Below are 10,889 nucleotides of genomic sequence, written 5' to 3'. Positions count from 1 at the left end.
ATAGACTAAATCACCAATCACCTCAAATCTACTGAAAAACTAAAAGAAAGATGCTCTAGAGCATCTTTCGAATTGGTTTGCAGGATCTGCCTCGTGGCGAACAGCATTTTTGCTAGAGAAATGCGTTCTTCACGGGCACACGGTAGAGCAAACTGCTCTAGAACCAGTCCGAAAACCTCTGGAACAGTCGCTTTCCTCAACGTTTGAGAAAGCAATTTCAAGTTTCAGGATCAGTTCTAAACATTCTCCCTCTTCCTGCCACGGCGTCAACAGGCTGAGTGACGAACTTTCACGAAATGACGTCAAAGTGAGAGATGCAGCCTCGCGAAACGATTGAGATTCACTTCGCATCAGAAAATCGAAATGAATAGAGATCGGCATCTTTCATGACAAATCGCAACTTAATGGCCTGACCTGAGAGTTTGCTCACGTCGCTCTCCGAATTCCATGTCACCGTGCGATTGACCGAATCTCCGAAGAGTTCTTCACTTTCAGCCAACGTGAATCCGGGAACAGGAGTTCCGCTGTCAGATTGAATTTCAACACGAATCCCACCGGCCGCTGATGTTGCAAAGTTCAGCTCCAAGTTCTCTCCTTGAAAGCGAATGGGCTTCGTGATCATTTCTCCACCTTCCCAGGGCGCGTTAATGGAAACAAACCCATCGAGACGAAGTGTATAGCGCCGCAGCGAATTACTCTTCCCGATCCATGATCCCTCTGGCGCATAGATCGAAATTTCGTTCGCTGCCCCCGGCAAAGATGACTTCGTCTCAACTGCATGCCAGGCGATGTATTGATGACCGTAAAGCCAAGTATCCGGCCGCTCGGTTCCGGGCCTCAAGAATGCTTCATTCCAACGTTCAAAATGAACGCCATCCCGACTCGCCATCAAGAGTCCTTCGGTCAGTGAAGTCCCATACCTGAGGTGTGCCTTCGATCGATTTTCTCGCTCCTCCCGTTGAGGCAACGCGCGCATCGAGTCGGACCATCCACGTTCGATGTAGCGAGTCGGAAATCCGATCAGAAGATGTGGAGCACGAAAATAAGGGCCAACCTGATTCGTGTAGAGATGCTCAACAGGTGAGTCTTTGTACGTCAAATCGGCGTTGTCCCCCCATGAGAGAAAATCTGCTGATGACGCAGTTCGAATTGCGCGAAAGCCCGCTGGTTTCCAGACTTTGCCTGTTGTCACACCTTCAGTAAACGTACGAAAATAGGCACGATATTTCTTTGCAGAGGAATCCCAGAAAGCCAGGTTTTGAGAATCGAACGCCCCTTCAGTCACGACCGGTTCCTTTTGCATCAGCGACCAGTGGATTCCATCCGCTGACTGAAATGCAAACAGCCCACCTTCACTCGCTGTCCCGCCTAAGGCTTTAAACCGAGCCTCTGGAGGACACTCAGGATTGGTGTCCAGAAACGGAGCAAAGTTGTGGACTCCAACCTTATCCCAGAAAATATTGTTCTCTTTCGACCCGTCGTATTCCACGATCCCCAGATTCGGTTTTGTAAAGTGAAATCCGTCGCGACTTTCAGCGTAACAGTAGACCTGCTTCCCGAATCGCAATTTACCATCCTCGACACCTAAAGCTGAGCCACGGTAGTACAGCCGATAAAGGTCTCCATCCTGAATGATTGTATGATATCCACACCCCGCCCCTTCCCATGGAGCATCATGAGTGATGGCAATCTTTCTTGGAACAGGATGATGCAAGTGTCGCCGGGTTTGCGCCATGCTGCCAATCAGTGCATCATCAATAAACAGTTCTCGTCGAGCCCCCACATCAACGACATCGTCAGCACTCAGCAATCTGGCGTGAAGCCCACTTTCAACCAGCAGTCCCAACAAGCCAATACTCCACAGTACAAAACTCTTCTGACAACATCGCATCGATCCCTACCCCTCTTCCCAATCCAGATGGTTCTCGTCCTACAGTTCTACTCTTAGAAGAAAAAGTGTACGACGCGACAACATGCGAGAACAATGGACCGAAAGAAATGAGCAGTTCCACCAAGCTTCCTGTGCCTGCAGACGACTACAAAGCTTCTGTGAATTCAGACTCAACAGAGCACGGCAAACATTGACAAGAAAACGAATTTAAAAATGCGCTAACAGTTTTGAAATCATGTACGCGGACTGACTCGCAGGCATGAGCGATTTATCATTTAAAAAGCACTCTTCTTAAAAGCACTCTTCACGGACACGTGAAACACGAGAGTGCTCTAATCGTCTACAGAGTCTGAATCGAAATTCTCTTGAATACGGATCCAGTGGTCGGTGAACTCCAGATGATCGTTCGCCGGGACCTTCGGCATGTGACACTTTAAGCAGTTTGAATCACGGGCTGCACGTGGGCAATCGTGGGCAGCCTCATTGCCTGAATGATGACAGTCGAGACAGACAGCCGTATGCACTTTCCAGTCATGTATCGCCGGACGATGAGGATCGTGACAGGTTGTGCAGTCCAAACGAGCTGGCTTCCCGGAAGGCAGCTTCATCCCTGCCTGCTGTTTGAAACAGGGACTCTGAACAAGGCCGACCGACGCAAATCTGGGGAGAGTTTTGTCGTCCGGGCGAATTTCACCATCAAGTTCATCTGCTCGACGATGGCACTCGCCGCAACGATCAACAGCCTCACGCGGACTCAGTTGAGAGAAACGTTCAATCGTCGCAGCAAATCCTTCATCCATATTTCGAACATGCTCAACAGTCCCTTTGTGACAGCGTACACACCCGATTCCCGGTTCGATTCCGTCAAAGTCGATTTTCCCCTGATGGACAGGGACATGCGTCGCATGGCAGCCGAAGCAATTCACAGTCTGTGCCGGAGTCCGTGGAACTCCGAGTGCAAGTAAACCTTCAGTCTCTTTGAGTTCTTCCATACCGAGAGTTCTGGCGAGTTTCCCATCGGGATACCAGCTCACGCTGTGCTCCAGGGATGTTGTCTTCCCATGCGCATCGGTCCAGGTGATTAATGGAGTACACGCATGCGTTCCGGAACCGAAGATCCATTCGATCGGCAATTCACGAGAGTAAGCTGATGAAGAAACAGTGAGCTGATCATTCTCAACACGATACTCCATTTCGACACCCGTCCCCTGCAGCTTGACGGATCTGCCGGCAAACTTCTCAATGAACTCGTCCGGTGGAACACGTTTTAAAGTTCGCGAATGAGGAGCCAAATGAAATTCATCCGTGATATCAGAATGGCATTCGGCGCAGCGTTCTTGAGAAACACGCGGCTGTGAGCTCAGCACAACTGGACGCGGTCGTTCCTCGGAAGAATGAGTCCGAGAAACTGCGAGCGAAGCGAGTCCACCGACTAGAATGAGCATCGGGAGCAGCCACAGCACACTGTCACTTTTCAGTCGTTTTTCTGAATCATTCTGCATTGAGAAAAAGGTCCAACTCAAAACTCGCTGAACTGTTGAATTTGCTCTTGCCAGTACTTTGCCGCAATCTGCATCGGTCGATCCGGATTCAGCTTGAGAAGTTTTTCTAACTCCTGAACCGCAGATACGGTTTCGCCTAGCTCAAGCCAAAGCATAGCCGATGCGAAACACTGTTGCGAAGTTTCTCCGGGGAGAGTTTGAATTGCTCCATGAAGATCGCCGCGCAAGTACAGCTGAATGCACTCCTCCCAAACTTCTGGTGTCTCAATTTCATCAGGTGTCAATTCCCCCCAGAGAGGAGTTGCGGAGCTTGAACCAGTTGAACCACTTGGGAACTCCTTCAAGACAAGTCGACGAAAAACGCTCGCTTTCCCAAAAGTTGTCCACTCCTGATATGCCAGATCACGCTGACAGAGACCAAGCTCCTGAGCGAGAGGACCGTGAACCTTCCCTGTTCGTACTGGAACGAGTGCTCGCAACGCAGCGACAGGGATGTCCATTGTGCGAAACAATTGTGATTGACGCACAGCAGCTGCCGGATCGGTCCCACCGCCGAGAAATTCGATAAAATCAAATCGCCAACCATGCCCGCTATAATTTTCGACTGAAGGCTGCCACGGACCGAATTCAACAAACCCCTGTTGTTGTATCACTTCCAATGCCAGCCGTGAAATTTTTGAGTCCGCCGCCGATCCATACGGCACTGCGGGTGAGTCCATATCCAACGGACGCCATGGAGACTTCATCAACTCGCGGTGAATTGTTTCGAATTCAACTGGAAGAATAAGCAGGTCAACGTTCCATTCACTGAACTTCCGAACCCAGCCTCCCTGAGACCCATCGTCTCGAAAATAGCTGGCTCGGTGTGCCCCTCTCAAATCGTCGAGCTGTTGAGAGTGTTGTCGCAATCGACCTCCTAGAAGTGCTCGCTGAGGGACATCAACAAACTTCATCCCCTCATCAATCCACAAAGCGGCACCGACCGACTGAGTATCAGGCGACCAACCAATGTGCTGCTCGCCATCAGGGTCGAACTGAGGAAGATTCAGTAAGCGAACGTCAATCTCCGAATCAATCCCCCACCCCAGTCGTCGCGTCGACAAGCTGCTCATTCCCGTGGCATCGACAAGAGCAATGCCGAAAATAATCGCTGCAACGGAGGTCAGCCTCCAACTTCGAACGTGCTTTCTTGGTGTCTTATCACTCGGAACAGCTTGGTCGGAAAACCAAAGGACTGTCAGCACTAACCAGAGACTGCAAATCGGAAGATTTGCTTTCGCCAACAAACATCCCAATAGCGGGAGACTGAACAGAGAGATCAATGCGAGATTCTGATTTCGACTTTGACCGCGAGCAATCTCTCCCTCTGCTTTCGACTTACTCTCCATACTCGCTTGGGCTCTTCGAGACAGCCACACCGCACGAACGACAAGTCCCACGCTCAACAAGAACAACAACAGAAATGCAGTTTCTTCAACGGACCAGTTCTTAAAATTGAACGCGCCCGACCACGACTGCTCTAATCTGAATTCAGCAGGCACAAAGGTCGACGGCATCATCAAGACAAAAGAATCTCGCCACGAAAGAATCCCCCGTGGATTGCAGCTCCCACCAATCAAAGCAGCCACCACGACTGCCAATCTGGATTGCATGAAGTGCGTGTTCGACTTTTCAGCAACCTTCGAACGCTTGTTTTCTTTCTTCTTGGTCGCTTTGTCCGCTCTCTGCTGAAAGCCAACAGTGAGCAGTAACCACAACAAGCCCCAACCTGGACGCGGTGCGAAATTTGACCAAACGGCGAACAGAAGCAAGACTGAAAATATCAACTGCCGCTTGGAGACCTGCGCGGAAAGAACTTGCCAGAGAACAACCAATCCTAAGAGATCAATCAGTCCGGGGACGGGTTGAAGATCTCCGCGAACGGACCAAAGAAACAATGGAAGTATGAGAGCGACTGCCCATGTTCCATTCGCTGCAAAGAGTTTTTTGCCAAGGAAGACAAGGAGAAAAGTCGAGGCCAAAAGCGGGATGGCGGCAAGAAAGTGAATTCCGCCCGTGGACCAACAGAGATAAAACGGGAGGCCACTACACCAGTCAGCCTCAAAGGCTCTCTCCAGCGTGAGCAACTCTTTCACAGGCGAAAAAATCCCGTGTGCGACTTCGCGCCCACGGGATAAATTCCACCAAAGACTGTGAGAATAGAGAGGTCTTTGGACGACCAAAAACATCACTCCAGTCAACCAAATGAAGAGGTTGTTCGAGCGTGTCTCAGCTGACGGCCTGGGAACCTCTGGGGACACTACTACTGCGATCCCCGGTGTGACGCTTCTTCGCCAGCCACTTCCTCTGCAGTCAATTCAGTTTCTGGATCGCCTTCTCCATCTGCGACTCCTTCACTCACGTTTCCACCGCAACCAACCGTCAGGGTCATGACGAGTGAGAAAAACATTAACAAGAACGCACGCTTAAGAATCATAAATCTACTCTTTGTATTTTAGGGGGGGAGGGAACTCGAAAAAAGCCAGGATTGATATCAGTGTGCTTGAGAAGATTCTTTTTTTCAAGTCTTGGAGTTCACCAAATCAGTAGAACAGAGTCGACCAGTTCGATCGACGACTCAGGCCACTTCTCGAATCGAACCTGAGATTGAAACTGGCCCTCAAAATCAAAAGAATTTCAAGGGCCAGTTATCTAATCGAATTTCCTGAATCGGAAGATGTCGAGATGTTCGTAACGAGTGCATTTATAATGTTTGTCGTGGCTGGCCCTCTCTATGAAGACCACTTTCACAACTTATCGATGACACGTTACGAGGCAGATCCTGCAAACCAATTCGAAAGATGCTCTAGAACTCGCCCAGAACATTTCCGTCTGATTTGTTGCCCAGATTATTCCAGGTTGTCAAATCAATATTTTCACTAATGAATTTAACGCTTCCATCACACAGAACAGCTTGAACGCCTCCGACATGCAAACTTCTTGCTGCGGCATCGACTCGGTCCGAGTTCACTCCGCAATCGACAGACTTCTTGTTGTTCGGTCCAACATACGTATTGAAAAACGCGGATTGTGGGAAGTAGGAATAGAACCATGAATTCCCCGCCTGCCGATTCGAATCCGTATCTCTACTTCCTGGCACACAATCGGTGTTGTTTCCACTATCGTTTGTGCTTTCTCGATAGAATCCGATCACACATTCTGAAACAGCCAAAACGTTTGATGTCCCGTCAGTCACATCCCGGAAACGCATTTGTGAGTTCTGTCCAAAGACTCCCGGTGTATTTGTGGTCAGCCGGGTTGTTCGACCGACGTTGCCCACGTAATTCCCTGATGCGTACCCAGAGTTTGAAGGCGCTCCCGACACGCGGACTCCTGCCGGTGTGGTCCATGTGATTGAACCGTTTCCGGGATCTGTCGGACAACGAAACGCTGGGATGATTTGCCGGCGAGCTCCGGTTGGATTCGTTCCGTTTACGCCATCATCACCATCGGTACTACTCGACCCTTGACCAAGGTTCCAGTCAATTGTGTTGTAGAGTGGAGCCTGATCCATTTGCGGAAGCAAACGAGGCAACCACGCAATGTTTCCGGTATACCATGCGTCTGTAATTCCCGAGTATGTGTTACGGGTCCGCCCTGGCGGAAAAGTGTTGTAGATGTCGTGATAGTTGTGAAGAGCCAACCCAATTTGCTTGAGGTTGTTTTTACATTGCGTTCGACGTGCCGCTTCACGTGCTTGCTGCACTGCAGGCAGCAAAAGGGCCACAAGAATCGCGATAATCGCAATCACGACCAACAATTCGATCAGCGTAAATCCTTTACGCTTTCTAAAATTTGACAAAACCATCATCAATTCTCCGTACCATAAAAAGGAATGAAATAGCAATCTTATCGCTAAAACGAACTCGTAGAACTCAAAACTCTATATGTACTGGTAGCACCGCACATTTAGTGGAGAAACAATAGCTTCCGAAATTTAATTAGCGTTTCAGAAACTCTGTCTGAGAAGATTCAAGAGATCCGTTTCTCTTCGCAAAAATTTTGATCAGAATGAAGTGTTGCTGTTCGCATGGTTCGAAGAGGTGGCTTCGTAAAAAATTAACGTCCACCTGGCAACTCATGCTGAACAACAATTAACCGAATGGATACTTCATCACCAACTCGGCAGAGAACCGAGTGCGCAATCAATGCGGTTCCCCTAAGTCTAAGGTATCCATCTTAAAAAATTGATAGGGAATTCATCGAATTTTCACAAAATTCTCATCTTCAGCGGATAGCATTTCAAATACCCATCTCAACTGACAACGGCAAGCTGAATTTAAAAGAGCCCCAGACGAAAAGTGTAGCGTTTTACCTCATCAGACCGTTTTTTCACGAACGACAATTCGGTTCCCCTGCACTTTAACGACCTCTACATCGCAGTCGTACTGAATATAGGGACCATCACTAACCACGTCATATAAACGCCCGTCAATTCGAGCCTTCCCTGCAGGACGCAAATCCGAGACGGCCGCCCCCACAGAGCCGACGAGTTCTGAAGTTGCCAGACGACTCGTAGCTCGGAGTCGTGGCTCATCGTCTTCGGGGACGACATTAGGGGGAGTGAGAATCATGCTATTGAGCACAGGGATATGAGGTAAGTACTTACCTAGAAAACTCGCAAAGACAATCACCCCGACTAATGAGGCTGCAAATGGAGCAAAGGAGACAACAACGCGCTCCATATCGTACTGCACCCCGAACCCGCTGAAGGTCATACTTGCCATCACCAGCGACCCGACAATCATCAGGATTCCCGAGACGCCGAAGACTCCAAACCCGGGGATAACAAACACCTCCATCGCCAGACAACCGAGGCCAAGCACAAACATGGAAAGCTCCAGAGTCGATGCCGTTCCTCCAAGCATCCGACTCCAGAAGAAGACACCAAACGCTGAAGCTGCGAGAATTCCAAAGAACCCGGTCATCGTCGCCATTTCGATGTAAATGCAGACAATCGCCAGAAAGAAGAGCATCCCGGTGACCCATTCGTTGTTGAGCCAAAAGACCAGAGAATCGACCCAGGACCGTTCCGTAACCTGAAATTCCATACTCAAGGGAATCCCAAGCCGCTCTTTAAGTTCTTCAACATTTTCGACAGGTGCAGAAGCCAGTTTCAATTCATGTGCACGTCGCCCATTCACAAAGACTGCCACCTCGGGACGCGACTCGGGAACACGTGGCCCTTTGATCCATTCACCGTTGGATTTATGAATTTCATCTTCGGACATGAACCATTTTCGCCCGCTCGTTTTATTCGTAACTTCGAACGCTTCCAGCTTGGCGTCACAGAACCCCTCGACCAAAACAGTTGGTCGCCCCGTTTTCTCAGCAAGCATCCGCATGTGTTCCAGAAGGACACTCAAAATTTTGGGATCGGCATGCACAAACCCGCCGCCGATTGTCAGGCTGATCGGCATGGCATCACCGATTTTGGCATCTGGCTGCATGTAGATTTCTGAGCATGCTACCGAAATAATCGCCCCCCCGCTGATCGCTTGATTCGGGATGTATGCAATCGTCCGGATTCCTGATTCGTTGAGCCGAATGATCCGGGAAGACAAATCTATGCAGACATCCAGCAGTCCGCCGGGAGTATCGACTTCGAAGATGATGGTCTTCGCACCTTGAGCAACTGCGCGGTCAATTTGCGAAAGAGCAAACGAATGAAACACACGATCGATCTCATCGTGTAACTGAATATAGGCAACGTTCGTTTCGGCATCGGGAGCAGAGAGTTCCCGGAGGGATTCGACCGGAAGCTGAAATGCGTCTGCGACTTCGTTTCGAGTGTTGGCGATTTGAGTCGCCAGCATCTGATATCGTTGTGCATCTTCTCCAGAGAAAATTCCTGGAGTCCCGGGCTCTTTAATTGTTGTTTTCTTTTGAATGACAGCTCCGGAATCAAGCAGCGCTGACGCTTCGTCCGCTGTCGCAAGTCGTGTTTCCCGCTCACCGTTTTCGGTTTCGATTGTCACATTGACCAACGAAACTGCCGGGTCAAGCATCGCCTTTGCCAGCGGAGTGGTGACGCGCGCATTCCGTCGCTTCGCAACAATCGCCAACACAATTCCCTGCCGATCCTCAGCGACCGCTTTCCCTCGCCCTAAGTCACCCAGTTTTGCCTTCGGCGACATCACAATTTCTTTACACGCCAACGCAACCAGAGCGTTGTTACCGGTAACTGTTTCCGAAACCCAGGCGACTGTTGTCACATTCTGAATCGCTGAAGCTGTCAGAAATTCTGCCATCGCAAAAGCATTGTGAAACTCTGTGATGCCCGGTTTGATTTCCAGAAACAAGTAGGTTTTTCGATCTTCTGTTTCTGCAATGCTTTGAAGTTCCAATGCCGTTCGGCGGACAAGCCCAAGCGCCTCGTCGCTTAACGGGCTTTCCAGCGGGATCAATCGCCCCACGGGTGTCACTTCTTGTTCCTGGGCAGAGAGTTCCTCGATTGCACTCAAACCAACCAGCAACATTGCGCTGAGCAGCGTGACTCGAGCGAAGAATGGTGCCACTCGAGAGAACCGGGATGACGAAAACGAAAATGACATTCGAAACGACCCTGAAGTGGGGAATGATTCACAGTGACGGATTTTAACAAAGATACGATGCACAATTCAGGCGCAAGTATAGATGTTCCTATTGATTATAGGACGATTCGAAAAAATGGGTCAAATCGTTCCCATATTCTCGAACGATTTACCGAGCGAACTGGATCAATCCAATCAGTAACTTTCATCTCCTCACTCTCAAAAATGACGTTCCAAGCCTCCAATCAGCCAGAATACCAGAATAAGAGAGTGGACATACGACAAGCCCTGCCTTTTCCCCCCGAGGAATTCAATATTCGTTTTAGCGTACTGCCTCGTGGAGATGTGTAATTTTCCACATAAAAGCACTCTCCATGGGCACAAGGAACACGAAAGTGTTCTAAACTGAACGACGGCATGAAATCATGAAACAATTCCAGAGAGATTGCCGACTCATGCATGATTTTCCTGCCTCTGTGAGGTATTTTAACTATTCAAGTTCTTGATTCACGCAATAATATTATAGACAGATCCCCTCTTTTGACTGGCCGGACGACATGCCAACTTATGTTTACGAAGTCATCAACGAAGACGGCTCAGGTGGCGAGGTCTTTGAGCTGATTCAGCCAATTTCAGCTGAGGCTCTCACCGAGCACCCTGAAACCGGTGAACCTGTGCGCCGAGTGATTCAGCCCCCCTTCATCGGCGGAACTTGGTCTGAGTCTGCAATGCACAAAAGCACGAACGACAACAAGAAGCTGGAGAAAATGGGCTTCACCAAGTACGTCAAAGCAGGTGACGGTACTTACGAAAAGACAGCTGGAAAAGGACCGCGCACAATCTCTGCCGACGCGCCCATCAAGTCGAACGATCTGAAACACCTCGATTGAGATTCATCTTCAGCTTCAGACCCTGCTGCATTTC

General features: G+C 49.5%; 7 protein-coding genes. 1 reads left to right on the top strand and 6 read right to left on the bottom strand.

Annotated elements, in window-relative coordinates:
- Positions 1 to 340: 340 nt before the first annotated feature.
- The 6 genes from ACN0YR_RS21345 to ACN0YR_RS21320 all read right to left on the bottom strand — a co-directional run bounded on the left by ACN0YR_RS21345 (position 341) and on the right by ACN0YR_RS21320 (position 9,986).
- The gene (locus ACN0YR_RS21345) at positions 341 to 1,891 is read right to left on the bottom strand and encodes a hypothetical protein (protein WP_417851240.1); all 1,551 of its coding nucleotides are present in this window, start codon (positions 1,889 to 1,891) and stop codon (positions 341 to 343) included.
- A gap of 332 nt (positions 1,892 to 2,223) precedes the next feature.
- On the bottom strand, positions 2,224 to 3,393 hold the full coding sequence (locus ACN0YR_RS21340) for a multiheme c-type cytochrome (protein ID WP_417851239.1): 1,170 nt from the start codon (positions 3,391 to 3,393) through the stop codon (positions 2,224 to 2,226).
- Between the two features lie 17 nt (positions 3,394 to 3,410).
- Positions 3,411 to 5,528 carry a hypothetical protein gene (locus ACN0YR_RS21335; protein WP_417851238.1) on the bottom strand — a complete coding sequence of 706 codons (2,118 nt, stop codon included), beginning with the start codon at positions 5,526 to 5,528 and terminating at the stop codon, positions 3,411 to 3,413.
- A 167-nt stretch (positions 5,529 to 5,695) separates the two neighbouring features.
- A complete protein-coding gene (locus tag ACN0YR_RS21330; RefSeq protein WP_417851237.1) occupies positions 5,696 to 5,869 on the bottom strand; it encodes a hypothetical protein in 174 nt (57 codons plus the stop codon).
- A 369-nt stretch (positions 5,870 to 6,238) separates the two neighbouring features.
- A complete protein-coding gene (locus tag ACN0YR_RS21325) occupies positions 6,239 to 7,243 on the bottom strand; it encodes a DUF1559 domain-containing protein (RefSeq protein ID WP_417851236.1) in 1,005 nt (334 codons plus the stop codon).
- Between the two features lie 508 nt (positions 7,244 to 7,751).
- On the bottom strand, positions 7,752 to 9,986 hold the full coding sequence (locus ACN0YR_RS21320) for an NfeD family protein (RefSeq protein WP_417851235.1): 2,235 nt from the start codon (positions 9,984 to 9,986) through the stop codon (positions 7,752 to 7,754).
- A gap of 536 nt (positions 9,987 to 10,522) precedes the next feature.
- Between ACN0YR_RS21320 and ACN0YR_RS21315 the strand changes: the two genes are divergently transcribed.
- Positions 10,523 to 10,855 (top strand): FmdB family zinc ribbon protein, encoded by a 333-nt coding sequence (locus ACN0YR_RS21315; protein WP_145195760.1) that lies wholly within the window; start codon positions 10,523 to 10,525, stop codon positions 10,853 to 10,855.
- Positions 10,856 to 10,889 lie beyond the last annotated feature (34 nt).

Source organism: Thalassoglobus sp. (assembly GCF_048270125.1).
GTDB lineage: Bacteria > Planctomycetota > Planctomycetia > Planctomycetales > Planctomycetaceae > Thalassoglobus.
This window is presented reverse-complemented; position numbering and strand designations above follow the sequence as displayed.

What these genes read in the sequence shown, in the direction of transcription:
- ACN0YR_RS21340 (WP_417851239.1), bottom strand. Translation starts at nt 3,393, where the DNA reads ATGCAGAATGATTCAGAAAAACGACTGAAAAGTGACAGTGTGCTGTGG.
- ACN0YR_RS21320 (WP_417851235.1), bottom strand. Translation starts at nt 9,986, where the DNA reads ATGTCATTTTCGTTTTCGTCATCCCGGTTCTCTCGAGTGGCACCATTC.
- ACN0YR_RS21345 (WP_417851240.1), bottom strand. Translation starts at nt 1,891, where the DNA reads ATGCGATGTTGTCAGAAGAGTTTTGTACTGTGGAGTATTGGCTTGTTG.
- ACN0YR_RS21315 (WP_145195760.1), top strand. Translation starts at nt 10,523, where the DNA reads ATGCCAACTTATGTTTACGAAGTCATCAACGAAGACGGCTCAGGTGGC.
- ACN0YR_RS21330 (WP_417851237.1), bottom strand. Translation starts at nt 5,869, where the DNA reads ATGATTCTTAAGCGTGCGTTCTTGTTAATGTTTTTCTCACTCGTCATG.
- ACN0YR_RS21325 (WP_417851236.1), bottom strand. Translation starts at nt 7,243, where the DNA reads ATGATGGTTTTGTCAAATTTTAGAAAGCGTAAAGGATTTACGCTGATC.